The sequence below is a fragment of the Bradyrhizobium sp. 153 genome (assembly GCF_023073835.1).
Lineage (GTDB): Bacteria > Pseudomonadota > Alphaproteobacteria > Rhizobiales > Xanthobacteraceae > Bradyrhizobium.
This window is the reverse complement of the sequence record NZ_JADPKH010000082.1, coordinates 58,368-83,243: the sequence shown is the minus strand read 5'-3', so window position 1 is coordinate 83,243 and position 24,876 is coordinate 58,368. Positions and strand designations below refer to the sequence as shown.

The following is a 24,876-nucleotide window of genomic DNA, read 5'->3' as shown; positions in this document are numbered from 1 at the left end:
GTTGTCTTACGCCGCCTTCTGCGCGCTCTTGGCGCGAATGCCGAGCAAATGGCTGATCGCGAACACGAGATCGGCGCGGTTCATGGTGTAGAAATGGAAGGTGTCTACGCCGTGCTTGGCGAGCTTCTGCACCTGGCCGGCCGCAACGGTTGCGGCCACCAGCTTGCGGGTCTCGGCGTCGTCATCGAGGCCCTCGAATTTCGCGGCGAACCAGTCCGGAACGGTGGTGCCAGCGCGGGTGACGAAATTACGAGCCTGCTTGAAATTGTGCATGGGCATGATGCCCGGCACGATCGGGATGTTGATGCCGCGGCCGCGGACGCGGTCGAGATAGCGGAAGTAGAGGTCGTTATCGAAGAACACCTGGGTGATCGCGCGCGACGCACCCGCATCGACCTTGGCCTTCAGCGTGTCGATGTCGGCATCGAAGTCGCGCGCCTCGGGGTGCTTCTCGGGATAGGCGGATACGGACACTTCGATGTCGGAATGCCGTTTCTTGATGGCGGCAACGAGTGCGGCGGACGTCTGGTAGCCGTCGGGATGGCTGAAGTAGGGCGTGCCGATGCCGCCAACGGGATCACCGCGCAAGGCCACGATGTGGCGGACGCCGACCTCGTGATAGCGGTCGACGATCTCGTCGATCTCGCCGCGCGAGGCGCCGACGCAGGTCAGATGCGCCGCCGGCAGCAGCGCGGTTTCCTTCAGGATGCGGGAAATGGTGGAATGGGTGCGCTCGCGGGTCGAGCCGCCGGCGCCGTAGGTCACCGAGACGAATTGCGGGTCGAGCGGCGCGAGGCGGTTGATGGTGTCCCAGAGATTCCGCTCCATCTCCTCGGTCTTGGGCGGAAAAAACTCGAAGGAGATCGCAGGCCGCTTCAGGTGCCCGTCTTGCCCGTTGGCTTGGCCAGGCGTCGTCACGTCAGTCATGGCACCATTCACTCCAAATTTCAGCCGGCGGTCGTCTACCTCGCGGAGACCTAAAATAGGGCAAAGGCGGTCTAGTCGACAGCCCATCAGGGATGGGAAATTGCCCACCAAGGATGTGACTAGAAGGAATTCTGGCGCAGTTTGCGATCTCATTGGGAAAAACCATCCAGAGACGTAATGTATTGATACAAAAGTGCTATTGTCGATATTGCCCTTTTCTTCGTTCCGATTTGGCAGGTGGGCAGACCGAATTTTGGCACATGGAGGTAACAATTGTCCCAATCGGGTGTCTCAGCGTACCCGCGAAGCCCTTACACGTCAGGCCTGCGCAGCCTGCCATTGCCGCCGCACAGCCCTTCGTTACGTTAACGCGCCATGATCCCGCTCTCACTCCTCGACCTGTCGGTCGTCACCACCGGTACCAAGCCCGCCGCGGCGCTGCGCAACAGCATCGATCTGGCACGCCACGTCGACGGGCTCGGCTATCTCCGCTATTGGCTCGCCGAGCATCACAACCTCGCCTCCGTCGCGAGCCCCGCGCCCGACGTGATGATCGGGCAGATCGCGGCGGTGACGAAGCACCTGCGCGTCGGCTCCGGCGGTGTGATGCTGCCCAACCACGCGCCGCTGGTCGTGGCCGAGCGCTTCAAGATGCTGGAGGCGCTGTTTCCCGGACGTATCGACCTCGGTCTCGGCCGCGCCCCGGGCACCGACGGCGCTACCGCCTACGCGCTGCGCAGCCGGCTCGACCGCCGCGAGGGCGACGATTTTCTTGAGCGGCTGCACGAACTGATCTTGTGGGAGACCCGCGAATTCCCCTCGGGCCACCCTTACAACAGCGTCGTCGCCATGCCTGACGACACCGCCCTGCCGCCGATCTGGCTGCTCGGCTCGAGCGATTATTCCTCGGAGCTCGCCGCGCAGGTCGGCATGGGCTTCGCCTTCGCCCATCATTTCGCTTCCCACGACGCGATCGATGCGATGGTGCATTACCGCAACCGCTTCCAGCCCTCCGCCTGGCGCGCCAGCCCGCATGCGATCCTCGCGGTCGCGGCCATCGTGGCCGACACAGATGAGGAGGCCGAAAGGCTCGCCAGCTCCTTCGACCTCAACCGCCTTCGCCGCGACCGCGGTCAATATCTTCCGCTGCCGAGTATCGAGGAGGCGCTGGCCTATCCCTACACGGACGCCGAGCGCATCTCGATCCTCCGCAACCGCTCGCGCCTGTTCGTCGGCAGCCCGGCAACCGTGCAGAAGAAGCTTCAGCCGCTGATCTATGCGAGCAAGCCGGACGAGCTGATGGTGATCACCGCCGTGTATGACCACGAGGCGCGGAAGAAATCATATTCGCTGCTGGCGGAGGCGTTCGGGCTGGCGAAGCAGGCGTCCTAGTCACTCACCGTCATTCCGGGGCGATGCGAAGCATCGAACCCGGAATCTCGAGGTTCCGGGTTCACGCTTCGCGTGTCCCGGAACGACAGTTATCAATCCTGCGCCTCGTTGAACGTCGCGCGGAACGGATGCCCCGGATACACGCCGACAATGCGGAATTCGCGCGAGAAGAATTTCAGCTCCTCGATGGCAAAGGCGAGGCCCTTGTCGTCGGGATGTCCGTCGACGTCGGCATAGAACTGCGTGGCGAAGAAATTGCCGTCGACCATGTAGCTTTCGAGCTTGGTCATGTTGACGCCGTTGGTGGCAAAGCCGCCGAGCGCCTTGTAGAGCGCGGCCGGCAAATTGCGCACCCGGAAGACGAACGTCGTGACCAGCGGGCCCGAGCCTTGGGCTGCCCATTTCGGCTCGCGCGCCAGCACCACGAAGCGCGTGGTGTTGTGGGCCTCGTCCTCGATGTCCTCGGCGAGGATGTCGAGGCCGTAAATTTTCGCGGCCAGGCGCGAGGCGATCGCGGCGACGGTCTTGTCCTTGCGCTCGGAAATGTCGCGGGCGCTGCCGGCAGTGTCCGCGTGCACGATTGGCTTGATGCCGAGCTTGCGGATGATGCGCCGGCACTGGCCGAGTGCGTGGACATGGCTCTCCACGCTCTTGACGTCATCGAGCTTGGTACCCTTCACCGCCATCAGCTGATGTCGAACGGGCAGAAACCATTCGCCGATGATGAAGAGGCCGGAGGCCGGCAGCAGGTGATGGATGTCAGCGACGCGGCCCGCGACCGAATTCTCGATCGGGATCATGCCGAGATCGGCCTCGCCGGACGAGATCGCTGACAGCGCGTCCTCGAAGGTGGCGCAGGGCATCGGCTCTGCCTCAGGATAGGCCTCGACGATGGCGATGTGGGAATTGGCCCCAGGCTCGCCCTGGAATGCGACTTTCAGCTTGCTCATGGTCGGTCTTGTAACAGCGGCTCAGGATTTGGAAAGGATGCTGCGCGCGGTTTCGAGGTCGGGCGGCGTGTCCACGCCACGGGGCACGCTGTCGACGACCATGATGTCGATGCGCATGCCGGCTTCCACCGCCCGGAGTTGCTCAAGATTTTCCTGAACTTCCAGGGGAGACCGTGGCAGCGACACGAATCGATCCAGCGCCGCGCGGCGGTACGCGTAGAGTCCGATATGGTGGTAACGCGGTCCGTCGCCGTAGGGAGCCGTGGCACGGGTAAAATAGAGCGCCCGCAGCCGCCGCGGCCCGATCGGCGAGCCTACCGCCTTCACGACGCTCGGGGCGAGATCCTCCTCCTCGGTGTGGATCTGCGAGGCCAGCGTCACGATATCGACGGCAGGCTCGGTAAAGGGTGGCAGCACCTCGCGGATGGTCTGCGGCGTGATGGTCGGGAAATCGCCCTGGAGATTGATCACGATCTCGGCCTTGCCGTCCGGATCGAGCTTCTGCATGGCCTCGTGGATGCGGTCCGAGCCCGAGGGATGGTCCGGGCGGGTCATCACCGCCTCACCGCCATGGGCTGTGACGACCGAGGCGATCTCCGCCGTGTCGGTTGCGACCGCGACCCGGCCGATTGCAGCGGCCTCGGCGCGGCGCAGCACGTGCACGATCATCGGCTGGCCCGCGATATCGGCGAGCGGCTTGCCGGGCAGGCGGGTGGCGGCCATGCGGGCCGGGATCAGCACCAGGATGCGGGGATCGATCATTGGGTCAAGGGCCTGGAAACGGAGCGCTTTCCGCGCCGAGAAATGGCATGGGGACGGGCTGAAAGCCCGGTCGCTTATACGGGTTGCCAGACCCGGGGCAAACCGATATCTCAATGACAAAACTCGGGGAAACAATAAGGAACGTTTTCTCCCGAGGCTCGTCCTGGCGGCCGCTTGGGCCGCCGTTTCCTTCTTGCGGTGGGGCCTGGCCGGAAATGGATTCTTTCGAACTCAACAAGATTCTCGGTGCTGTTCTTGGCACCTGTCTCGTGCTGCTCGTGACGAGCTTCACCGCCCAGGCGCTTTTCTCGCCGAAGATGCCGGAAAAGCCGGGCTTCGAGATCGCGGTGAAGGAAGATGCTGGCCACGGCAAGGAGGGCGGCGCCGCCGCTGCAGCCTCCTCGGAGCCGATCGAAAAGCTGCTCCAGACCGCCTCCGTCGAAAAGGGCGCGGCGGCCGCCAAGAAGTGTGGCGCCTGTCATACCTTCGAAAAGGGCGGCCCGAATCGCGTCGGTCCGAACCTTTATGGCGTTGTCGGCGAGCCGAAGGGCGAAGGCCGCGGGTTCAACTTCTCGGCCGCCATGAAAGCCAAGGGCGGCACCTGGACGTTCGACGATCTCAACAAGTTCATCGCCAATCCGAAGGGCTTCATCCCGGGCACTGCAATGGGCTTCGCTGGTATCCCGAAGGATTCCGAGCGGGCCGACGTCATTGCCTATCTGAATTCGTTGTCGGAGCATCCGCAGCCGCTGCCGACGGCGTCTAAGTAAGCCTCAAAATTCTCTCTTGGAATCTGCGGCCAGGCTGAAAAGCCTGGCCGTTTGCTTATCCGGCCTCGCGGCGACGTCATCGGGGCGTTTGGCCGCATCCGATAGGCCGGCTGGGCTTTCAAGATGAGCAAAAAGCAACCTACTCGGTCGAAACCTCGCCTATATTGGGAACTTAAAGGAGTAGCCTCCTTCAAGACAGGGAATGTTGATTTGGCCATTACCCGACGCGATCTCCTGCTCTCCGGCACTGCGGCCGCAGCTCTCCCCGCCCTCGGTTCCATGGGCCGCGTTTCCGTCATCGGCACGGCAGCGGCGCAATCAGCCAATGAAAACGGGCTTCCTTGGCGCCATGCTCTGTCGCTGTTCGGCGATATCAAGTACCCCGCCGACTTCAAGCGCTTCGATTACGTCAATCCGGATGCGCCCAAAGGCGGCGTTGCCCGCCTGATCTCGATCGGCACCTTCGACAATTTCAACCTCGCGGTCGCCGGCATCAAGGGCTCCCTCGCTCCAGCCGCGGCGATGATCTACGAAACGCTCATGACCCGGGCGCAGGACGAGGTGGCGACCGAGTACGGCGAGCTTGCCGAGGCGGCACAACATCCGGACGATTTTTCCTGGGTGATCTATCGCCTGCGCAAGGAAGCCCGCTGGCATGACGGCAAGCCGGTGACGCCGGAGGACGTCATTTTCTCGCTGGAGACGTTCAAGCAGCAGAGCCCCATGTACGCGTCCTACTATCGCCACGTGAGCAAGGCGGAGAAAGTTGGCGAGCGCGACGTCAAGTTCAGCTTCGACGGGCCGGGCAACCGCGAACTGCCGACCATCGTCGGCGAATTGACCGTGCTGCCGAAACATTGGTGGGAAGGCACCGACGCCCAGGGGCGCAAACGCGACGTCAGCGCGACCACGCTGGAGATCCCGCTGGGCTCCGGGCCGTACCGGATCAAGGAATTCGTGGCGGGACGCTCGATCAAGCTGGAGCGGGTGAAAGATCATTGGGGTGCCAATCTCCCCAGCCAGATCGGCACCAACAATTTCGACGAGCTGCGCTTCGAGTTCTTCCGTGACAACCTCGTGGCGCTGGAAGCCTTTAAGGCCGACCAGGCCGACTGGATCGCGGAAAACTCCGCCAAGCAATGGGCGACGGCCTACGACTTCCCGGCGGTCGCGGAGAAGCGGGTCATCAAGGAAGAATTTCCGATCAACGATTCCGGCCGCATGCAGGCCTTCGTCGTCAACATCAGGCGTCCCCAATTCAAGGACGCGCGGGTGCGGCGCGCCTTCAACTATGCCTTCGATTTCGAGGAGATGAACAAGCAGCTCTTCTTCGGTCAGTACAAGCGCATCAACAGCTATTTCGAAGGCACGGAACTCGCCGCGACCGGGCTGCCCCAGGGGGAGGAGCTGCAGATCCTTGAAACGGTAAAGGACAAGGTGCCGCCGGAAGTTTTCACCACGCCTTACCAGAATCCGGTCGGCGGCACTCCAGAGGCCGTGCGCGCCAATCTGCGCGAAGCGGCAAAGCTGCTGAAAGAGGCCGGTTTCGAAGTCCGCGACCACAAGCTGGTAGACGCCTCGGGCAAGGTTCTGACGATCGAAATCCTGGTGCAGGATCCCTCATCAGAGCGAATCGCACTGTTCTACAAGCCGTCGCTGGAGCGAATCGGCGTCAATGCGTCGGTTCGTACCGTCGACGATGCGCAGTACCAGAACCGGCTGCGCAGCTTCGACTTCGACATGATCATCGATCAGTGGGGCGAGTCGCTCTCGCCGGGCAACGAGCAACGCGAGTTCTGGGGCTCGCAGGCGGCCGACGTGCCTGGTGCGCGCAACACCATCGGCATCAAGAACCCTGCCGTGGATGCCTTGATCGAGAAGGTGATCTTCGCCAAGGATCGCGCTGGCCTCGTCGCCGCCACCCATGCGCTCGATCGCGTGCTGCTCTGGAATTTCTACGTGGTTCCGCAGTTCACCTATCCGTTCGCGCGCTATGCCCGCTGGGATCGCTTCAGCCACGCCGAGCCAATGCCGAAATATGGACGGTCCGGCCTGCCGACGCTGTGGTGGTATGACGCCGAAAAAGCGGCGCGGATCGGAAAACGCTCTTGAGGGAGCCTTTGCGCATGGCGCAGCTTTCACGCCGGCATGTGCTTGCCCTGGGTGCCGCCGGTGCGCTCGGCGCCGCCTGGCAGCGCGGCGCAACGGCATCGGAAATGCCGCCCGAGGCCCACGGCATCTCGGCGTTCGGCGATCTCAAATATCCCGCCGATTTCCATCATTTCGATTATATCAATCCGGGCGCGCCGAAGGGCGGCACGTTCTCGCTCATCCCGTCGGCGAAATCGTATAACCAGTCCTACCAGACCTTCAACTCGCTCAATGCCTTCATCCTCAAGGGCGACGGCGCGCAAGGCATGGACATGACGTTTTCGCCGCTGATGGTGCGGGCGAGTGACGAGCCGGACGCGATGTACGGGCTGGCCGCCAAATCCGTGCAGATATCGCCGGACCGGCTGGTCTATCGCTTCACGATGCGGCCGGAGGCGAAATTCCACGACGGCACCAAGCTCACCGCGCATGATGCCGCGTTCTCACTGACCGCGCTGAAGACCAAGGGGCATCCGCTGCTCATCGTGCAGCTCCGCGACATGGTGAGCGCGGAAGCGATCGACGATGCCACGCTCGTTGTCACCTTTGCCAAGGGGCGGGCGCGCGACGTGCCGCTCTATGCCGCGGGCCTGCCGATCTTTTCGAAAGCGTATTACGCGTCCCGGCCGTTCGACGAATCGACGCTGGATATTCCGCTCGGCTCGGGGCCGTACAGGGTCGGGAGATTCGAGGTCAATCGCTACATCGAATTCGAGCGGGTCAAGGACTGGTGGGCTGCCGATCTGCCGGTTTGCCGCGGCAGCTACAATTTCGACGTCGTGCGTTATGAATTCTATCGCGACCGTGATGTCGCCTTCGAAGGCTTCACCGGCAAGAACTATCTCTACCGTGAGGAATTCACCTCACGCATCTGGGCGACGCGCTATGACTTCCCGGCCGTCAAGGATGGTCGCGTCAAGCTCGAGGTCGTGCCCGACGAAACGCCGTCAGGCGCGCAGGGCTGGTTCATCAACACGCGGCGTGACAAGTTCAAAGACCCCCGCGTGCGCGAAGCCCTCATCAATGCCTTTGACTTCGAGTGGACCAACAAGACTATCATGTACGGCGCTTATGCCCGTACGGTGTCACCGTTCCAGAACTCGGATCTCATGGCGGGCGACGCGCCTCCTTCGCCGGACGAGCTGAAACTGCTGGAGCCGTTTCGCGGCCATGTGCCGGACGACGTGTTCGCGGCCCCATTCACGCCGCCGGTCTCGGACGGCTCCGGGCAAGACCGGAGCCTGCTGCGCAAGGCGCAGCAATTGCTAAACGAAGCCGGTGTCCCGATCAAGGATGGCAAGCGGGTGCTGCCGAACGGAGAGGTGTTCAGGATCGAATTCCTGCTGGACGAGCCCTCCTTCCAGCCGCACCACGCGCCCTACATCAAGAACCTGGGGACGCTCGGCATCGAAGCGAGCGTGCGCCTCGTCGATGCCGTGCAATACAGGGCGCGCCAGGAAGAGTTCGACTTCGATATGACGATCCAGCGCTTCAGCATGTCGGCGACGCCCGGCGACGCCATGCGCGCATTCTTTTCTTCGCAGGTCGCTGCGACCAAAGGCTCATACAATCTCGCAGGCGTCGCCAGCCCGGCCATCGACGCCATGATCGAAAAGATCATGGCGGCGGACAGCCGAGAAGATTTGACCATCGCGTGCCGCGCCTTCGACCGTCTGTTCCGCGCCGGCCGATATTGGGTGCCGCAATGGTACAACAAGACGCACCGGCTGGCTTATTGGGATCAGTTCGGCCACCCTCAGAAGCTGCCGCGTTATGCCAACGGCGTCGGCGCACCCGACATCTGGTGGCATGAACCCGCCAAGGCCGCCAAGCTCGAGCAGGCGAAATAATCATGAGCGCCTATATCGCCCGCCGCATCCTCTTGATGATCCCGACGCTGCTCGGGATTCTCTTCGTGTCCTTTATCGTCGTGCAGTTCGCGCCGGGTGGCCCGGTCGAGCGCGTGATCGCGCAGCTCTCCGGCGCCGACACCGGCGGCAGCTCGCGCATATCGGGCGGCGGCGACTTCGCTCAGCGTGCACCGGGGCAAGTCGGGGCCGGTGGCGACGCTATCAACTCGAAATATCGCGGCGCGCAAGGTCTTGATCCTGACTTCATCAAGAAGCTCGAGGTACAGTTCGGTTTCGACAAGCCGGCACCGGAACGCTTTCTCCTGATGGTCTGGAATTTCGCGCGCTTCGATTTCGGCAAGAGCTATTTCCGCGATGTCAGCGTGATCCAGCTGATCAAGGAGAAGCTGCCGGTCTCGATTTCGCTCGGGATCTGGCTGACTCTGATTACTTATCTGATCTCGATCCCACTTGGCATCCGCAAGGCGGTCAAGGACGGCACGCGCTTCGACACCTGGACGTCGACCGTGCTCGTGCTCGGCTATGCCATTCCCGGATTTCTGTTCGCCATCCTCCTCATCATCCTGTTTGCCGGCGGCTCGTTCTTCAACTGGTTCCCGCTGCGTGGACTGACCTCGGACGGCTGGTCGCAGTTTCCCTGGTATTGGAAGATCCTCGATTATTTCTGGCATCTGACGCTGCCGCTGATCGCCATGGGGCTCGGCGCGTTCACCACCATGACGTTCCTGACCAAGAATTCGTTCCTGGACGAGATTCGCAAGCAGTATGTCATGACCGCGCGCGCCAAGGGGTGCAGCGAGGGCCGGGTGCTTTACGGCCATGTGTTCCGCAATGCGATGCTGATCGTGATCGCCGGTTTTCCAGGGACGTTCATCCACGCCTTCTTCTCGGGCTCGCTGCTGATCGAGACCATCTTCTCGCTGGACGGGCTCGGGCTGCTCAGTTTCGAGAGCGTGCTCAACCGTGACTATCCCGTGGTGTTCGGCACGCTCTACATCTTTTCGTTGGTCGGCCTCGTGATCAACCTGATCTCCGACCTGACCTATATGTGGATCGACCCCCGGATCGATTTCGAGGCGCGGGAGGTCTGATGACAATTATCGCGCCGACGCCGATCGAGACCACGACGCAGTCTCCGCTGGGTGAGGTCGTTCCAATCACGCGCAAGTCGTTCGCGCCTTCGCCGCTCAACCGGCGGCGATGGCAGAACTTCAAGGCGAACCGCCGCGGCTATTGGTCGTTCTGGATGTTCATTATTCTGTTCGTGGTCTCGCTGTTCGCCGAGTTGATCGCCAACGACCGGCCTTTCCTGATCAAGTTCGACGGCCGGCTCTATTGGCCGGCCTTCGTGACCTATTCGGAAACCACCTTCGGCGGCGACTTCGAGACTGCGGCCGACTACCGCGATCCCTTTTTGCAGAAGCTGATCAAGGACAAGGGCGGCAGCATCGTCTGGCCGCTGATCCGCTATTCTTACGATACCCACAATCTTGACCTGCCGACGCCGGCGCCGTCGCCGCCGACCTGGATGCTGACCGAGAAGCAATGCAAGCCGGTGGTGGAGAAGAAGGGGCTGAAGAGCTGCCGCGACCTCGAATACAACTGGCTCGGCACCGACGATCAGGGACGCGACGTGGTCGCACGACTGATCTACGGCTTCCGCATCTCGGTGCTGTTCGGCCTGTGTCTCACCATCATCTCGTCGGTGATCGGCATCGCGGCGGGGGCGGTGCAGGGCTATTTCGGCGGTCGGGTCGATCTCATCTTCCAGCGCTTCATCGAGATCTGGACGGCGATTCCCTCGCTCTACCTTCTCCTGATCCTGTCCTCGGTCCTCGTGCCCGGCTTCTTCGTGCTGCTCGGCATCCTGTTGCTGTTCTCCTGGGTCTCACTGGTGGGTCTCGTGCGGGCCGAGTTCCTGCGCGGGCGCAACTTCGAATACATTCAGGCGGCGCGGGCGCTTGGCGTGTCTAATCAGGTCATCATGTTCCGCCACCTGCTGCCGAACGCCATGGTCGCGACCATGACGTTCCTGCCCTTCATCGTGTCGAGCTCGGTGATGACGCTGACGGCGCTCGATTTCCTGGGCTTCGGCCTGCCGCCGGGATCGCCTTCGCTGGGCGAATTGCTGTCCCAGGCGAAAGCCAATGTGCAAGCACCTTGGCTCGGCTTCTCCGGCTTCTTCTCGGTCGCGATCATGCTGTCGCTCTTGATCTTCATCGGCGAAGCCGTGCGCGACGCCTTCGATCCGCGCAAGACGTTCAGGTGAGCCAATGGACGCGATCAACCAGCCTCTGCTCAGCGTGCGCGATCTCTCTGTCGCCTTCCACCAGGGCGGCGCTACCACGCTCGCGGTCGACAAGGTCTCGTTCCAGATCAAGCGCGGCGAATGCGTGGCGCTGGTGGGCGAATCCGGCTCCGGCAAATCGGTCAGCGCGCTCTCGATCCTGAAGCTGCTGCCCTATCCGAACGCCTCGCATCCCTCCGGCAGCATCCGCTTCAAAGGGCAGGAGCTGATCGACCAGTCCGAGCAGCAGATGCGGGGGATTCGCGGCAGCGACATCTCCATCATCTTCCAGGAGCCGATGACCTCGCTCAATCCGCTGCACACGATCGAGGCGCAGATCGGCGAGATGATCCAGCTGCATAATCCGACCAGCAATGCCGAGGCGCGCAAGCGGACGCTCGAGCTATTGACCCAGGTCGGTATTCCCGAGCCGGAGACGCGGCTGAAGAGCTATCCGCACCAGCTCTCCGGTGGCCAGCGCCAGCGCGTGATGATCGCGATGGCGCTCGCCAATGAGCCGGACCTCTTGATTGCGGACGAGCCGACCACGGCGCTCGACGTCACCGTGCAGGCGCAGATCCTGGCGCTGCTCGCTGAGATTCGCGCGCGGCTCGGCATGAGCCTGCTCTTCATCACCCACGATCTCGGTATCGTCCGCCGCATCGCCGATACGGTCTGCGTCATGAAGGGCGGCGTGATCGTCGAGCACGGGCCGGTCGAGCAGGTCTTCAAGAGCCCGAAGCATCCCTATACGCGCGACCTGCTCGCGGCGGAGCCGAAGCCCGATCCGGCGCCGCCGCAGCCGGGTGCGCCGTTAGTGATGTCGGCCAACGATCTGAGGGTCTGGTTCCCGATCAAGCGCGGCTTGATGCGCAAGACGGTCGGCCACATCAAGGCGGTCGACGGCGTCAGCCTCGCCGTGCGCAAGGGCGAGACGCTCGGCGTCGTCGGCGAATCCGGCTCGGGCAAGACCACGCTGGGGCTCGCATTGCTAAGGCTGATCTCGTCGAACGGCCGGATCGTGTTCCTGGGCAAGGACATCCAGGGCTTGCGCTTCAAGGAAATGCGGCCCTTCCGGCGCGACATGCAGATCGTGTTCCAGGACCCGTTCGGCTCGCTCAGCCCGCGCATGTCGGTCGCCGACATCATCGCCGAAGGGCTCTCCGTGCACCAGCCGAATCTCTCGCGTGAGGAGCGCGAGGGCCGCGTCGTCAAGGCGCTCGAGGATGTCGGACTCAATCCAGAGACGCGCTTCCGCTATCCCCATGAATTCTCCGGCGGCCAGCGCCAACGTATCAGCATCGCCCGGGCGGTGGTGCTGGAGCCGGATTTCGTCGTGTTAGACGAGCCGACCAGCGCGCTCGACATGCTGTTCCAGGCGCAGATGGTCGATCTGTTGCGGGAGCTCCAGCGCAAGCGCGAGCTCACCTACATGTTCATCTCGCACGATCTGCGCGTCGTCGCCTCGCTCGCCAGCCATCTCATCGTGATGCGCGGCGGCAAAGTGGTTGAGGAGGGGCAGGCCGCCGAGCTGTTCAAGAACCCGAAGACGGATTACACCCGAGCGCTGTTCGCCGCCGCGTTCCGGCTGGAGACTGCGGGCAACGGCTCGGTGGCGACGTAGTGCTTCACCTCTCTGTACGGAGAGCTGTCGCCCGCCGCCACGAGATTAAGCGAGCCGATTGATCGCGACGACCTCGCTGCCGGCCTGCCTGATGCGCGCAAGCGCCGGCCCGGTTGGTTCGATCACGGTGGCCATGTGATAGGCGTTGGCGTGAACCATGGTGGCCCCGTCGCGCACGATGGCAACGTGGCCCTTCCAGAAGATCAGATCTCCGCGTTGCAGCTTGTCCCACTCATGCGCCTCGAGCGCGCGGCCGAGGCCTGCCTGCTGCATGTCGCTGTCGCGCGGGCAGCCGATGCCGGCAGCAGTCAGCGAGACTTGCACCAGGCCCGAGCAATCGATGCCAAAGCTGCTTTTGCCGCCCCAGAGATAGGGCGTGCCGACGAAGCGCTCGGCGACGGCGACGAAGTCCGGCTCGCGATGATCGAGCGGGACGAGATGGATCTTCGGCAAGAACGTTCCGTCGCCCGTCACCGCGAAGGCCCCATGCTCGCGCACGATCGTGAGCTTTGATCCAAGCACCAGCGTGTCGGCCGGCGGCAGCTTGATTGAAGGGCCGGGAAACGCAAACGTCCGGAGTACACTGACGACGTGGGTCGGCGTTGCCGCGGGGCGAGCCAGGCCCGCATCCGGCAGCCAGCCGACATAGCCGTCGGCATTGAGCTGGCCCCAGGCCCAGCCTTCGCCGTTGCGGTCGTAAATGGTGACGCGCTCACCGCGCAGCGCCTCGGTCATCAACTTCGCATTCGAGGATGGCTGCTCACGCACGGCCGCGATGGCCTCGACCACCTCGAATTCCTCGCCAGTGACGAAGCGTTTCGCCTCCACCTTGCCTTGGAGATATTTCGCGGCGATGTCGCCCCGCACCGGCGTCAGCCGTGGATCATGCATAGCGCTCACTCAGCAATGAATAGAGAGCGCGCGCAGCCTGGCACTCGCCGCCCTCCGGCCGCGCCGGCTTCGCCGACGGCGTCCAGCCGTAGATGTCGACATGCAGCCAGCTCCTGGCATGCTCGACGAAGCGTTGCAGGAATAGCGCGCAGGTGATCGAGCCGGCAAAGCCGCCCGACGGGGCATTGGTGATGGTCGCCGTCTTGGAGTCCAGCCAGGCATCGTAAGGCGGCCACAGCGGCATGCGCCACAACGGATCGTTCTCCCTTACCGCGCAACGCGCGACATCGGCCGCCAGCGTCTCATCATTGGTGTAAAAAGGCGGTAGATCCGGCCCCAGCGCAACGCGTGCCGCGCCGGTCAGCGTGCCCAAATCGATTAGCAGCTCCGGCTTTTCCTCATCGGCCAGCGCCAGCGCGTCGGCGAGGACGAGGCGGCCTTCCGCGTCGGTATTGCCGATCTCGACCGTGATGCCCTTGCGCGAGGTGAAGATGTCGAGGGGGCGGAAGGCGTTGCCGGCGACCGCGTTCTCCACGGCCGGAATCAGCACGCGCAATCGGACCTTCAGCTTCGCATCCATCACCATGCCTGCGAGCGCCAGCACATTGGCGGCGCCACCCATGTCCTTCTTCATGATCAGCATGCCGCTCGACGGCTTCAGGTCGAGTCCGCCGGTGTCGAAGCAGACGCCCTTGCCGACCAGCGTCACCTTGGGATGAGCCGGATCGCCCCAGCCGATGTCGATCAGTCGCGGCGCACGGCTAGAGGCCATGCCGACGGCATGGATCAGCGGAAAATTCGTCTTCAGATCGTCACCGATGGTGCAGGCGAAGCTTGCGCCGAATTCGGCGGCGAGCGCCTGCGCGGCGGCGGCGAGCTGCTCTGGTCCCATGTCGTTGGCCGGCGTGTTGATGAGATCGCGTGCCAGCATCGCCGCGTCGGCGACGCGATCGATCTCGGTCGCGTCGACGCCATCAGGCGGCACCAGCCGGACGCCGGGCCTGTCAGCCTTGCGGTAGCGGGCGTAGCGGTAGCTGCCGAGCGCGAAGGCCAGCGCCGCCAGCCGTGCATCGTGCGGTGAATTGGCAAAACGGTAGGTGCCCGGCGGCAGCAGCCCAGGCAGGGCGCCCGGCCGGAACAGGTCGCGCGATCTGGCGCCTTCGTCCTCGAGGCCGAACAGCACCTGTGCAATTGCGCCGTCCGGCGCGGGCAGCGCGAGATAGCCGCCAGGCTTGGCGGCAAAGGCACTCGCGGCCGCGAACTGGCGCTGCGCCGCCGGCAGCGCCTCGGCGACCTGATCCCAGCTCGATTTGGTGACGAAGGTGATCGGGATGGCAGTGGGCGACGTCTCGAAGACAGAAGGCATTTGGCGGGTCCGGATCGTCAGATCAAGCGGGTCGTACGAACGGACGAGACTTCGCAGAGTTTCGGCGCCGCCGCAATCGGCTTTGCTGTCACCGTTCAGCGAGCCGCTACTCGCAGCGAGGGGGCCATGCTAGGTTCCGAGCACGGCCGCCAGATATGGAAATCGCCGGCGGCCGAGGACGCCTGCCGGGAGGATGCAATGGAATTTGTGTGGAGCGTAGTCACATTCATCGGCCAGGCCGTTGAGGCGATTTTCGGCTATGTCGAGCATCATCATTGGATCTTCGCGTTCCTTGCCGGCGGCTACGTCTTCTATCTGCACGACCGCTCCGTCCATGCGCGGTTCGATGCGCTGGACAAACGCGTCGATGAAATCCGCAAGCGACTTGCCATCGAATATTGACCGGCGGGACGAAACCGCCGTCGGGAAGCTCTCGTATCTCCCACTCGTCGGTGTTAACTGGCCGTTAGGGTTAACAGTCTATTGCTGGCGCGTTCGGCTCGATCAATCGGCTCGAGAGTCAAAGTGTCATGCGTCAACGGTTCAGTCTTGCCCGGCTTCTTGCGTCCACCTCGCTGGTCGCGGCGTTGGCCATGGGCCTCGGCGGCTGCACGGGCATGTCGAAGCTCTCCGAGGTCACGGGCTCGGTCGGGCCGCGGGCGGAAGCCGCTCCGGCCGATCCCGCGCGCGCTGCCGAAGTCTATGGCGAGCGCTATCGCGCCAATCCCAAGGATGCTGACGCCGCGCTCGCCTATGGTCAGGCCTTGCGCGCCAATGGCCAGCGTGCCCAGGCCGCCGCCGTGCTCGAGCAGGCGACCATCGCCAATCCCGGCAACAAGGCGCTGCTCGCCCAGTACGGCCGCGCGCTCGCCGACAACGGCAATTTCCAGCAGGCCTTCGACGTGCTGTCGAAGGCGCATTCGCCCGACAATCCGGACTGGCGCCTGCTCTCGGTGCAAGGTACTGCGCTCGACCAGATGGGCCGGCACGACGAGGCGCGCTCCTATTATGCGAGCGCCCTGAAGATCGCACCAGGTGATCCCGGCGTCCTCTCCAATCTCGGCCTGTCCTACATGTTGACGAGGAACCTGCCCAAGGCCGAAGAGGCGCTGCGACAGGCTTACGCTTCGCCGCGCGCGAGCGCCCGGGTGCGGCAGAATCTCGGTCTGGTCGTCGGCCTGCAAGGGCGCTTCGCCGAAGCCGAGACCATCGTGAAGGCGGACCTGCCGCCGGACCAGGCCGCGGCCAATGTCGCCTATCTCAAGGAAATGCTGAACCGCAACGACGCTCCGCGCGGGGCGCCGAAGCGGACGCCGGTCGCCTCGCTCGGCCAGCCCGATTAATCGGCCTGATCTTGGACCGCGCGCGGGGGTCTCTCGCGTCAGTGCAGCTCGGTGATCTTGATGCCCGTCGGTCCGAGAATGACGACGAACAGGACCGGAAGGAAGAACAGGATCATCGGCACCGTCAGTTTCGGCGGTAGCGCAGCGGCCTTCTTCTCGGCCTCATTCATGCGCATGTCGCGGTTTTCCTGCGCCATGACACGCAGGGAATGCCCGAGCGGCGTACCGTAGCGCTCCGCCTGCTGAAGCGCCAGACAGACCGACTTGACGCCTTCGAGCCCGGTGCGCCGCGCCAGGTTCTCATAGGCCATCTTCCGGTCCTGCAAGTAGGACAGCTCGGCCGTGGTCAGTGCGAACTCCTCCGACAGTGCGATCGACTGGCCGACGATCTCCGTGGCGACTTTGCGGAACGCCATTTCGACCGACATGCCGGATTCGATGCAGATCAGCAGCAGGTCGAGCGCGTCGGGAAAGGCGCGCTTGATCGAGAGCTGGCGCTTGGAGATCGCGTTCTTGAGGAACAGCATCGGCGCCTGGAGGCCGAGATAGGCCGCGCCGACGCAGATGCCGATCTTGACCGGCAGCGCCTGCTCAAGGTGCGCGATCAAGAAGACGTAGATGGCGGTACCGATGAAGAGCGCGATCGGAGCGACCATGCGGGCAAACAGGAAGGTGATGTAGGGCGCCTGGCCGCGGTAGCCCGCCATGATGAGCTTGTCGCGGGCGGCCTCCTGCGCCAGCCATTTGGTGAGGTTGAAGTCCTCGACCACCTTGGAGACGAGCTGCTTCGGCGACTGGCGCAGCGAGACCTTCTCGTTCTTGTTGAGGCGCTCGCGCTCGCGCTGCCGGAGGCGCTCACGCTCGCTCGCCACCGCCTTCATGCGCTTGGAGAGTCCCTCGCCGGCAAACAGCGGCATCACCAGCGTATAGACGGTGGCGCTGGCGGCAATGGCTGCCAGCAGCATGGTCATGAAGCGGACGTCATGTAGCTTCGAAACGAGAAACTCGACCATACGGCACCGTCAGAAATCGAAGTTGATCATCTTCTTCATCACCATGATGCCGATCGACATCCAGACGACGCAGCCGACCAGCATCAGCTGGCCGGTCGGGTGGGTCCAAAGCAGCGAGATGTAGTGCGGCGTCGTGAGATAGACGAGGAACATCACGATCGGCGGCAGCGAGCCGATGATGCCTGCCGAGGCCTTCGCCTCCATCGACATCGCCTGAATCTTTTCCTTCATCTTCTTGCGGTCGCGCAGCACCTTGGAGAGGTTGCCGAGCGCTTCGGAGAGGTTGCCGCCCGATTTCTGCTGGATCGAGATAACGATGCCGAAGAAGTTCGCCTCTGGGAGCGGCATGCGCTCATAGAGACGCAAGCAGGCCTCACCGAGCGGCATGCCGATCGCCTGCGTCTCGATGATCTGGAGGAACTCGGTGCGCAGCGGCTCCGGTGAATCGGCAGCGACGACCTTGATCGATTCGAACAGCGGCAGACCCGCCTTGATGCCGCGCACGATCACGTCGACCGCATCAGGCAGCGCCGCCAGGAACTTGGACTCGCGGCGCTTCTTGAGGAAACCCAGTGCCCAGCGCGGCAGGCCGAAGCCGCCAGCAAAAGCCAGGCCGGCGGCACCGAGCAGGCCGCCCCCGACGAACAGAGCGGCCGCGAACAGCACGCCCGCCACGACGGCGGACACCACCCAGAATTTCTGCGCCGTCCAGTCGAGCCCTGCCTGCGAGAGGCGGACACTGAGCGGAACCCGCTTCTCCTGCTGGCGCCGCGCCTCGAGATCCTTGAGCGAAGTCTCGACCTGCTCACGGCGCGTTCGTTGGCTCTTCTCGGTCTGCTTGGCCGCGGGCGCGTCGGCACGCGCGATCGCCGCGCGGCGGTTTTCGGCTTTCCGCTCCCCTGACAGGAGTGGATAGAGGAAGACCCAGGCGATGCCGCCGACGGCGGCCGTGGCGAGAAACGCGAGCGCGAGGACCTGCATGTTCACGACGCTGACCTCCTCACGTTGTCGGCGCCACTTCCGCGGCGTCGAGCGCGGCGGCAAGGCGCTTCTCTTCGCCGTAATAGCGGGCGCGTTCCCAGAATTTCGGGCGGCCGATGCCGGTCGAGCGGTGCCGGCCGATGATCTTGCCGTTGGCGTCTTCGCCGATCAGGTCGTAGAGGAAGATATCTTGGGTGATGATGGTGTCACCTTCCATGCCCATCACTTCGGTGATGTGGGTGATCCGGCGCGAGCCGTCACGCAGGCGTGCGGCCTGAATGATGACATCGATGGATGCGCAGATCATCTCGCGAATGGTGCGCGAGGGCAGAGAGAAGCCGCCCATAGTGATCATGGATTCGCAGCGCGACAGCGCCTCGCGCGGATTGTTGGCGTGCAGCGTTCCCATCGAGCCGTCATGGCCGGTGTTCATGGCCTGAAGCAGGTCGAACGCCTCGGGGCCGCGGACTTCGCCGACGATGATGCGTTCGGGGCGCATACGAAGGCAGTTGCGCACCAGCTCGCGCATGGTGACCTGGCCTTCGCCTTCGATGTTGGGCGGGCGGGTTTCGAGCCGGACCACGTGAGGTTGCTGGAGCTGGAGCTCGGCCGCGTCCTCGCAGGTGATGACCCGCTCGTCGTGCTCGATGTAGTTGGTCAGACAATTGAGCAGCGTCGTCTTGCCCGAGCCGGTACCGCCGGAGATCAGCACGTTGCAGCGGACCCGTCCGATGATCTGGAGGATCTCTGCGCCTTCCGGCGAGATCGCGCCGAACTTGACGAGCTGATCGAGCGTCAGCTTGTCCTTCTTGAATTTGCGGATGGTGAGGGCGGGGCCGTCGATCGCGAGCGGCGGCACGATAGCGTTGACGCGGGAGCCGTCGGCGAGGCGCGCGTCGCAGATCGGTGAGGATTCGTCGACGCGCCGGCCGACCTGGCTGACGATGCGCTGACAGATATTGAGGAGCTGCTGGTTGTCGCGAAACCGGATTCCGGTGCGCTGGATCTTGCCGCCGACTTCGATGAAGACGGTGCCGGCGCCGTTCACCATGATATCGGCGATGTCGTCGCGCGCGAGCAGGGGCTCGAGGGGGCCATAGCCGAGCACGTCGTTGCAGATATCGTCGAGCAGTTCCTCCTGCTCGGCGATCGACATCACGATGTTCTTGATCGCGATGATCTCGTTGACGATGTCGCGGATTTCCTCGCGGGCGGACTCGGAATCGAGCTTGGCGAGCTGGGCGAGGTCGATGGCCTCGATCAGCGCGCCGAAGATGGTCGCCTTGACCTCGTAATAATTGTCCGAGCGCCGGCTCTCCATGGCGGGAGGCGGCGGGGCCTTGGCAGGGGCAAGCGGTGGCGAGGCGACGGCCGGCGGGAGCGGGCCGCGCGACACCGTTGCCGCCGGAGCCTGGGAAGGCTCGGGCAACACGGCGCCGGGCTTGGGAGCCCGAAGGTCGGTGTCTGTTCCGCTACGCTTACCGAACACTTAACAACTCCATGCGGCGGCTATTTTCCCCGCAACTTCTCAATCAGGGGTGAAAACAAGGACGACTTTTGTTTCTTGGTCTCGCTCCGGCCGGTCAGGCGCTGGGCGATCTGAAGGAACATCTCGATCGACTTGTGATTGGCCGAGATCTCCGCAATCATCTGCCCGTTATTGGCCGCCGAGCCGAAGATCTGCGGCTCGAACGGAATCGAGGCGATCGGCTGGCTCTCGATCGCCTTGGCGAATTCCGTGGCGGCGATTTCGGGACGTTTCGGAACACCGACCTGGTTCAGGCAGTAGAGCGGCGGCCGGTCGTTGGGGCGCGAGGCCTTCAAAAGGTCGAACAGGTTCTTCGTGTTGCGCAAATTCGCCAGATCTGGCGCGGCCACGATCAGGATATCGTCCGCTCCGATCAAGGCGCGCTTGGTCCAGCCCGACCATTGGTGCGGCACGTCGAGCACGATGCAGGGCATGGTGGAGCGCAGCGTGTCGAATACGGCATCGAAAGCGTCGGAGCCGAAGTCATAGACGCGGTCGAGCGTCGCGGGCGCCGCCAGCAGGCTGAGATGGTCGGTGCATTTCGACAGCAGACGGTCGATGAAGGCTGTATCGACGCGATCGGGTGAGAACACGGCGTCGGCGATGCCCTGTGGCGGGTCCTGGTTGTAGTCCAGCCCGGCCGTGCCGAAGGCGAGGTCGAGATCGGCGACGACCGCATCCATCGCGAGATCGCGCGCGATCGCCCAGGCAACGTTGTGGGAGATGGTGGAAGCGCCGACGCCGCCCTTGGCGCCGACCACGGCGATGATGCGGCCGACTGCCTTGGCTTCGGGCGCCGAGAACAGGTTGCAGATCGAGCGCACGACGTCGATCGCGCCGACCGGCGCGAGCACGTAGTCGCTGACACCGCGGCGCACCAGCTCGCGGTAGAGCATCACGTCGTTGATGCGGCCGATCACGACCACGCGGGTGCCGGCGTCGCAGACGGTGGCAAGCTGGTCGAGCCCGCCCAGGAGATCGTTGCGGCCGTCGCTTTCGAGCACGATCACGTTTGGTGTCGGGGCGGAGCGATAGGCTTCGATCGCCGCCGCCATGCCGCCCATCTGGATCTTCAGATGGGCTTTGCCGAGACGGCGATCCTCGCCGGCCGACTGCACCGCGGCAGCGGTCTCTACGGTCTCGCAGAAGGCCTGGACCGAGACACGCGGCGAGGGCGCAATATGCTCATCGACCGGCGGGGGTGGGGCCTCCGGCTGCTCTTCTTGAGGCTGGCGAGCGTAGCTGATCATTTGCCGGTGTCGCTGAGTTTGGCCTTGTCGGCTTCAGGATAGGAGACCGCCGTCGACGTTCCTTTGCGATACTTCTCGAGGAGCGTGGTGCGACGCGCCATGTAGGACGGCGTTTCGGCCCTCGGCTGCTCGAGGTCCGACGGATTGTTGACCATCGCAGCGAGGTTGCGCTGATAGGCGCAGCCGTAATTGTAATAGTCCTTGTTCTCGAACCAGCTCTTGTTCTTCATCGAGGGGCCGATGTCCTCCGGCCACAGGCCGCAGGGACCCGCGACCGCGGCGATCTTGGAGTAAGTGAGCCGGATCGGCGGCAGGAAGCGCTTGTCTTCCGGCTGATAGGGGCGAACGTTGACGCCGCGCGGCGGAACGCCGGCCGCCGCCAGCATCGCCTGGATCTCACGCATGGTATCCGCGACCGGACGTGCGTTGGGCGTGCCGGATGGCACGTCGATCCGGATCGCGCCGGTGCCCTCGTGCAGCCAGGCCGAGGCGACGCCCATCACGTCGGCGCGCTGGGCGGCGGTCAAGCCGCCGCGGGCGTGGCCGACGAAGACGACGATCGAGCGGTTCTGCTCTTCGATCGCGATCGGATGGCGCTGCTTGTAATCGTCGGGAATGGAGGCGGTGACCGCTTCGTCGTGCTGGCAGCCGCCGAGGGCGAGCGCCATGCCGACGAGCGCGCCACCGAGGCGGATGGCGCGTTTGCGAAGCTGGGGTGGTCTTGTGATCATCTTGAAGTCCCCGTTCCGCTTCAGTCGGTGATGAAGCCGTAGGTGCCGCGGTAATTTCTGGCCGGTTCGGTCCGACCGGGCACGCCGTAGATGCGGTTGATGTTGCCGATCAGCTCGGCCTGCGGATCGGAAGGCGCGGCGAAGCCGTCATCCGGCCGCGACAGATCCTTTTGCGCAACCGCGCGAACGACATAAGGCGTCACGATCACGACCAGTTCGGTCGCGTTGTTGACGAAGTCGCGGCTGCGGAACAGCGTGCCGAGGATCGGGAGCTGCATCAGCCCCGGCAGTCCGCTGACCGCCTGCTTGGTCTGCTGCTGGATCAGGCCGGCCATCGCCATCGCGCCGCCCGAGGGAATTTCCAGCGAAGTCTCGGCGCGACGGGTCCTGATCGAGGGCACCGTCAGCGAGTTCACCGACGTCGAGGTCACCGCCTGGGAGAGCGTGATCGCATTCTCGTTCGACAGTTCCGAGACTTCGGTCATCACGCGCAGGCTGATCTTGCCCTCGCTCAGAACCACCGGAGTGAAGTTGAGCGAGATGCCGAACTTCTTGAAGCTGATCTGGGTGGTACAGACATGCGTGGTCGGATCGCACGCATAGCCTGCCGGCACCGGGAATTCACCGCCGGCAATGAAGGTCGCCGACTCGCCGGAGATCGCGGTGAGATTCGGCTCGGCCAGCGTACGGATCACGCCCGCGGTCTCCATCGCGCGGAGGGTGGCCTGCACGGACGGCGTCGCGCCGAATTTCGTGGTCAGGTTGTTGCCGTCCACGAGATTGCGGCCAAGGGCCGTGAACGGGTTGGAGTTGGAGAAGCTCACCACGGAGGTGCCGTAGTTCAGGTTCGCGGAGAGGTCGATGCCGAGCTGCTTGACGATGTTGCGCTGGACTTCGGCCACCGTTACCTTCAGCATGACCTGATCGCGGCCGCGGACCACGATCGAGTTCACCACCTTGTCGGCGCCGCCGGCGAGTCGCGCGGCGAGATCATTGGCCTGCTGCGCTTCGAGCGGGTTCGCAGCCGTGCCGGTCAGGACGATGCCGTCGCCGAGGCCGTCGATCTGGATGTCGGAGTTGGGCAGGATCTGCTTCAGTGCGGCCCGCGCGCCGTTGAGGTCGCGCTTGACCGCGATGTCATAGGCCGCAATCTGCTGGCCGGCGGAATCAAAGAACACGATATTGGTCTGGCCGACCGAGGCGCCGATGATGTAGGCGCGCTGCGCCGAGCGGACCACCGCATTGGCGATCTTGGGGTCGGCGACCAGCACATCCTTGATGTCCCGCGGCAGATCGATGACGACAGATTTGCCGATGCCGAGCGAGAGGAAACGCGCGTTCATCTGGCCGTCGGCCGCGACCGGCACCACGGGACGGTAGTCGGCGGCGACCACCGGGCTGAGGGCCGGGTTCAGCGTCAGCGCGAGGACGGCCGAAAACGACAGGGCGCGAACCACTGAGGTTCGCATCGTCGCCAGATTTGCCCTGCATTTCATATCGACTGTGTTCATCGTGCTTTTGCCGTCTGACTTGGAATGCCGTAGCGAATGATCGAAACGCCGTCGCGCTTCTGCGCGGATTCGTCGAGCGTGATCTCGCTGAGCTTGACGTCGGATATGCTGCGCAATGCCAGCGACAGCGTTCCGGCCTGGCGGGCCGACGAAAGCGCCTGGGTCTGGGCCGCATTGAGCTCCAAGGTCACGGTTTTGCCGACCACCGTGTTCTGGCCGTCCTTCTCCTTCGGCGCTTGGTCGATGGCCAGGACGCGGATGTTGGCGAGGATGATCTCGGAGGTGACAATGTCCGGGGCGCCACTGCTCTGGTCCGGGTTCTTGAGGCGGCGCGTGAGGATCACATCGACGCGGTCGTTGGGCAGGATGAAGCCGCCTGCGCCGGTCTCCGGCGAGATCTCGGTCGAGATCGCCCGCATACCGGAAGGCAGGATTGCCGCCATAAAGCCGGAGCCGTCGGCCTTGACCAGCTTCTGGTCTCGGATCGGCTCACCCTGGATGAAGGGAGCGCGCGCGATCGAGCCGGTCACCTGGCTCGCGCCCTCGGGACGCTCGTTGCGGCGGATGAAGGTGGCGCTGGCGGTCGCGGCCGGCCAAGTCTGCCATTGCACGTCGTCCGGCTTCACTGTCTGGCCGAGACCGATATCGTTCTTGGCGACCAGAACGTCGACGGTCGGAAGCTGCGCGACCGGAGCCGGAGGCGGCGCAGAATTGTCCGTGCCGCTCGCCAGGTACGCGGCGACGCCGCCGGCGCCGATGGCGACCGTCAGGACGACAATGCGTGCCCTATTCATACGCTTCACTTTCCAACAAAACGCCGCGACGCTGCCGCCGCCGTAATCGGCAGTTGACCAGCTATTCGTCAAAGCATGGTTAATGAGGCGTATCTAAATCGCCTTAACGCCTGGTTTACCCGGTGCGTTCAGCGCAGTACGAGGTGAGCGAGGTCGATCGCCTTCACCCATTCGGTCTCCGGGTAGACCATCAGCGCGCTCAGTGCGAGCGCGATTCCATAGGGAATGCCGCTCTCCTTGGCGTGCAGCCGTGCGAGCCAGGCCTGGCCCGCCAGTCCGTAGGGCAGCGGCCATTGCCGGAATTGGAGCAGGAGCAGCGTCAGCGCCCCGCCGAACAGCGACGCGTAGAGCAGGAAGTTCATCAGATGTGCAAAGCCGAACCAGAGTGCGACCGAGGCCGCGACCTTGGCATCGCCGCCGCCGACCCAGCCCATCGCAAAGCAGGAGAAGGCCACGATCAGGAGAAGTGCGCCGGCACCGACATGGCTCAGCACCTCGTAAGGTGCCATGCCACCGGCGAGGGCGAGGGCGAAGAAGCCTGCGACCAACGCCAGCGAAACGCGGTTCGAGATCGTCATCGTGAAGAGATCGCTCGCGGCGGCGAACGCCATGAGGGCCGGGAAGAGCAGAAGGCGCGCAAGGTCGAGGATCATGGGCTGCGTCTTGAGGCCTGGTTGTGTCGCGGAAGCTGGCGGCGCGGATGCTAGCCGGCAGTGCTAAACAAACCGACAACG

At 64.0% G+C, this 24,876-nt stretch carries 22 protein-coding genes; 9 read left to right on the top strand and 13 right to left on the bottom strand.

Annotation, left to right across the window (positions count from 1 at the left end; translation table 11 throughout):
• Window positions 1-6: 6 nt before the first annotated feature.
• Complete coding sequence (metF, locus tag IVA91_RS19655; RefSeq protein WP_247277855.1) at window positions 7-927, bottom strand: methylenetetrahydrofolate reductase [NAD(P)H]; 921 nt, start codon at window positions 925-927, stop codon at window positions 7-9.
• Between the two features lie 375 nt (window positions 928-1,302).
• Here metF and IVA91_RS19650 point away from each other — a divergent pair, with 375 nt between their 5' ends.
• On the top strand, window positions 1,303-2,319 hold the full coding sequence (locus tag IVA91_RS19650; protein ID WP_247277854.1) for an LLM class flavin-dependent oxidoreductase: 1,017 nt from the start codon (window positions 1,303-1,305) through the stop codon (window positions 2,317-2,319).
• 92 nt (window positions 2,320-2,411) lie between these two features.
• Here the strand turns inward: IVA91_RS19650 and IVA91_RS19645 are convergent, their stop codons facing one another.
• Window positions 2,412-3,269 (bottom strand): prephenate dehydratase, encoded by an 858-nt coding sequence (locus IVA91_RS19645; protein ID WP_247277853.1) that lies wholly within the window; start codon window positions 3,267-3,269, stop codon window positions 2,412-2,414.
• Window positions 3,270-3,290: 21 nt separating this feature from the next.
• Window positions 3,291-4,031: a 3-deoxy-manno-octulosonate cytidylyltransferase gene (locus tag IVA91_RS19640; protein WP_247277852.1), complete on the bottom strand. Its 741-nt coding sequence runs from the start codon at window positions 4,029-4,031 to the stop codon at window positions 3,291-3,293.
• Window positions 4,032-4,246: 215 nt separating this feature from the next.
• Between IVA91_RS19640 and IVA91_RS19635 the strand changes: the two genes are divergently transcribed.
• From IVA91_RS19635 to IVA91_RS19610, 6 genes are all read left to right on the top strand, one after another.
• A complete protein-coding gene (locus tag IVA91_RS19635) occupies window positions 4,247-4,801 on the top strand; it encodes a cytochrome c family protein (protein ID WP_247277851.1) in 555 nt (184 codons plus the stop codon).
• A gap of 210 nt (window positions 4,802-5,011) precedes the next feature.
• Window positions 5,012-6,913, top strand: a complete 1,902-nt coding sequence (locus IVA91_RS19630; protein ID WP_247277850.1) for an extracellular solute-binding protein — start codon at window positions 5,012-5,014, stop codon at window positions 6,911-6,913.
• A 14-nt stretch (window positions 6,914-6,927) separates the two neighbouring features.
• The gene (locus tag IVA91_RS19625; protein ID WP_247417895.1) at window positions 6,928-8,802 is read left to right on the top strand and encodes an extracellular solute-binding protein; all 1,875 of its coding nucleotides are present in this window, start codon (window positions 6,928-6,930) and stop codon (window positions 8,800-8,802) included.
• 2 nt (window positions 8,803-8,804) lie between these two features.
• The gene (locus IVA91_RS19620) at window positions 8,805-9,914 is read left to right on the top strand and encodes a microcin C ABC transporter permease YejB (protein ID WP_247277848.1); all 1,110 of its coding nucleotides are present in this window, start codon (window positions 8,805-8,807) and stop codon (window positions 9,912-9,914) included.
• Window positions 9,914-11,092 (top strand): ABC transporter permease, encoded by a 1,179-nt coding sequence (locus IVA91_RS19615; RefSeq protein ID WP_247277847.1) that lies wholly within the window; start codon window positions 9,914-9,916, stop codon window positions 11,090-11,092. Before IVA91_RS19620 ends, IVA91_RS19615 begins: the two co-directional genes overlap by 1 nt.
• Window positions 11,093-11,096: 4 nt before the next feature.
• Window positions 11,097-12,734, top strand: coding sequence for an ABC transporter ATP-binding protein (locus IVA91_RS19610; RefSeq protein WP_247277846.1), 1,638 nt, complete (start codon window positions 11,097-11,099; stop codon window positions 12,732-12,734).
• Window positions 12,735-12,779: 45 nt separating this feature from the next.
• Here the strand turns inward: IVA91_RS19610 and IVA91_RS19605 are convergent, their stop codons facing one another.
• Both IVA91_RS19605 and IVA91_RS19600 read right to left on the bottom strand, forming a co-directional pair.
• Complete coding sequence (locus IVA91_RS19605) at window positions 12,780-13,625, bottom strand: C40 family peptidase (RefSeq protein WP_247277845.1); 846 nt, start codon at window positions 13,623-13,625, stop codon at window positions 12,780-12,782.
• A complete protein-coding gene (locus IVA91_RS19600) occupies window positions 13,618-14,991 on the bottom strand; it encodes a leucyl aminopeptidase family protein (RefSeq protein WP_247277844.1) in 1,374 nt (457 codons plus the stop codon). The genes IVA91_RS19605 and IVA91_RS19600 overlap by 8 nt, the downstream gene beginning before the upstream one ends.
• 198 nt (window positions 14,992-15,189) lie before the next feature.
• Here IVA91_RS19600 and IVA91_RS37165 point away from each other — a divergent pair, with 198 nt between their 5' ends.
• Together IVA91_RS37165 and IVA91_RS19590 are read left to right on the top strand one after the other, a co-directional pair.
• Window positions 15,190-15,393 carry a hypothetical protein gene (locus IVA91_RS37165; RefSeq protein WP_183247077.1) on the top strand — a complete coding sequence of 68 codons (204 nt, stop codon included), beginning with the start codon at window positions 15,190-15,192 and terminating at the stop codon, window positions 15,391-15,393.
• Between the two features lie 128 nt (window positions 15,394-15,521).
• The gene (locus tag IVA91_RS19590) at window positions 15,522-16,334 is read left to right on the top strand and encodes a tetratricopeptide repeat protein (RefSeq protein ID WP_247277842.1); all 813 of its coding nucleotides are present in this window, start codon (window positions 15,522-15,524) and stop codon (window positions 16,332-16,334) included.
• Window positions 16,335-16,372: 38 nt separating this feature from the next.
• Here IVA91_RS19590 and IVA91_RS19585 read toward each other — a convergent pair whose 3' ends face one another.
• From IVA91_RS19585 to IVA91_RS19550, 8 genes are all read right to left on the bottom strand, one after another.
• Complete coding sequence (locus IVA91_RS19585; RefSeq protein WP_247277841.1) at window positions 16,373-17,347, bottom strand: type II secretion system F family protein; 975 nt, start codon at window positions 17,345-17,347, stop codon at window positions 16,373-16,375.
• A 9-nt stretch (window positions 17,348-17,356) separates the two neighbouring features.
• Window positions 17,357-18,334 (bottom strand): type II secretion system F family protein, encoded by a 978-nt coding sequence (locus tag IVA91_RS19580; protein WP_247277840.1) that lies wholly within the window; start codon window positions 18,332-18,334, stop codon window positions 17,357-17,359.
• A 13-nt stretch (window positions 18,335-18,347) separates the two neighbouring features.
• Window positions 18,348-19,817: a CpaF family protein gene (locus tag IVA91_RS19575; RefSeq protein ID WP_247277839.1), complete on the bottom strand. Its 1,470-nt coding sequence runs from the start codon at window positions 19,815-19,817 to the stop codon at window positions 18,348-18,350.
• 20 nt (window positions 19,818-19,837) lie between these two features.
• Window positions 19,838-21,106, bottom strand: coding sequence for an AAA family ATPase (locus IVA91_RS19570; RefSeq protein WP_247277838.1), 1,269 nt, complete (start codon window positions 21,104-21,106; stop codon window positions 19,838-19,840).
• Complete coding sequence (locus tag IVA91_RS19565; RefSeq protein WP_247277837.1) at window positions 21,103-21,837, bottom strand: CpaD family pilus assembly protein; 735 nt, start codon at window positions 21,835-21,837, stop codon at window positions 21,103-21,105. Before IVA91_RS19565 ends, IVA91_RS19570 begins: the two co-directional genes overlap by 4 nt.
• Before the next feature lie 20 nt (window positions 21,838-21,857).
• Complete coding sequence (locus IVA91_RS19560; RefSeq protein ID WP_247277937.1) at window positions 21,858-23,333, bottom strand: type II and III secretion system protein family protein; 1,476 nt, start codon at window positions 23,331-23,333, stop codon at window positions 21,858-21,860.
• An 11-nt stretch (window positions 23,334-23,344) separates the two neighbouring features.
• Entirely contained in the window at window positions 23,345-24,142 is a 798-nt protein-coding gene (cpaB, locus tag IVA91_RS19555) for a Flp pilus assembly protein CpaB (RefSeq protein WP_247277836.1), read from the bottom strand.
• A 128-nt stretch (window positions 24,143-24,270) separates the two neighbouring features.
• Complete coding sequence (locus tag IVA91_RS19550) at window positions 24,271-24,795, bottom strand: prepilin peptidase (protein WP_247277835.1); 525 nt, start codon at window positions 24,793-24,795, stop codon at window positions 24,271-24,273.
• Window positions 24,796-24,876 lie beyond the last annotated feature (81 nt).

Bases quoted from the DNA above. Each gene is read 5' to 3' on its own strand.
- IVA91_RS19615 (WP_247277847.1), top strand. From the start codon at position 9,914: ATGACAATTATCGCGCCGACGCCGATCGAGACCACGACGCAGTCTCCG.
- IVA91_RS19585 (WP_247277841.1), bottom strand. From the start codon at position 17,347: ATGGTCGAGTTTCTCGTTTCGAAGCTACATGACGTCCGCTTCATGACC.
- IVA91_RS19605 (WP_247277845.1), bottom strand. From the start codon at position 13,625: ATGCATGATCCACGGCTGACGCCGGTGCGGGGCGACATCGCCGCGAAA.
- metF (WP_247277855.1), bottom strand. From the start codon at position 927: ATGACTGACGTGACGACGCCTGGCCAAGCCAACGGGCAAGACGGGCAC.
- IVA91_RS19550 (WP_247277835.1), bottom strand. From the start codon at position 24,795: ATGATCCTCGACCTTGCGCGCCTTCTGCTCTTCCCGGCCCTCATGGCG.
- IVA91_RS19635 (WP_247277851.1), top strand. From the start codon at position 4,247: ATGGATTCTTTCGAACTCAACAAGATTCTCGGTGCTGTTCTTGGCACC.
- IVA91_RS19620 (WP_247277848.1), top strand. From the start codon at position 8,805: ATGAGCGCCTATATCGCCCGCCGCATCCTCTTGATGATCCCGACGCTG.
- IVA91_RS19570 (WP_247277838.1), bottom strand. From the start codon at position 21,106: ATGATCAGCTACGCTCGCCAGCCTCAAGAAGAGCAGCCGGAGGCCCCA.
- IVA91_RS19560 (WP_247277937.1), bottom strand. From the start codon at position 23,333: ATGAAATGCAGGGCAAATCTGGCGACGATGCGAACCTCAGTGGTTCGC.
- IVA91_RS19650 (WP_247277854.1), top strand. From the start codon at position 1,303: ATGATCCCGCTCTCACTCCTCGACCTGTCGGTCGTCACCACCGGTACC.
- IVA91_RS19565 (WP_247277837.1), bottom strand. From the start codon at position 21,837: ATGATCACAAGACCACCCCAGCTTCGCAAACGCGCCATCCGCCTCGGT.
- IVA91_RS19625 (WP_247417895.1), top strand. From the start codon at position 6,928: ATGGCGCAGCTTTCACGCCGGCATGTGCTTGCCCTGGGTGCCGCCGGT.
- IVA91_RS19600 (WP_247277844.1), bottom strand. From the start codon at position 14,991: ATGCCTTCTGTCTTCGAGACGTCGCCCACTGCCATCCCGATCACCTTC.
- IVA91_RS37165 (WP_183247077.1), top strand. From the start codon at position 15,190: ATGGAATTTGTGTGGAGCGTAGTCACATTCATCGGCCAGGCCGTTGAG.
- IVA91_RS19645 (WP_247277853.1), bottom strand. From the start codon at position 3,269: ATGAGCAAGCTGAAAGTCGCATTCCAGGGCGAGCCTGGGGCCAATTCC.
- cpaB (WP_247277836.1), bottom strand. From the start codon at position 24,142: ATGAATAGGGCACGCATTGTCGTCCTGACGGTCGCCATCGGCGCCGGC.
- IVA91_RS19640 (WP_247277852.1), bottom strand. From the start codon at position 4,031: ATGATCGATCCCCGCATCCTGGTGCTGATCCCGGCCCGCATGGCCGCC.
- IVA91_RS19610 (WP_247277846.1), top strand. From the start codon at position 11,097: ATGGACGCGATCAACCAGCCTCTGCTCAGCGTGCGCGATCTCTCTGTC.
- IVA91_RS19590 (WP_247277842.1), top strand. From the start codon at position 15,522: ATGCGTCAACGGTTCAGTCTTGCCCGGCTTCTTGCGTCCACCTCGCTG.